The sequence below is a fragment of the Bradyrhizobium sp. Crot121 genome, from assembly GCF_059512385.1.
This window is the reverse complement of record NZ_JCAMOR010000474.1, coordinates 1-371: the sequence shown is the minus strand read 5'-3', so window position 1 is coordinate 371 and position 371 is coordinate 1. Positions and strand designations below refer to the sequence as shown.

The following is a 371-nucleotide window of genomic DNA, read 5'->3' as shown; positions in this document are numbered from 1 at the left end:
GACATCGTATATTCTTGGGGCGTGCTGCACCACACCGGCGCGATGTGGCAGGCCCTGGAGAACATCAAACTTAACACGCGGGTTGGCGGAAAGCTTTTCATCGCCATCTACAACGATTGCGGCGAAATCAGCCAATACTGGTTGAAGAAGAAGATCATCTACAACAAACTGCCCAGGCCGTTGAAATTTCCATATGCCGTCGCGGTGTGGACGCCCGTCGAGGCGCGCTATCTTTGGCACTACTACAAAAACAAGAACATCCGCGGCTATTTCGCCCTCTGGTCGGAATACAAGAAGAGCCGCGGCATGAGCCGCTGGCACGACATGGTCGACTGGATTGGCGGATATCCTTATGAGTACGCCACAGCCGA

At 54.2% G+C, this 371-nt stretch carries 1 pseudogene; it reads left to right on the top strand.

Annotated features, from left to right (window positions below):
* Positions 1-371 (top strand): annotated as a pseudogene (locus tag AC5ZGW_RS47545) (hypothetical protein); the annotation flags it as partial.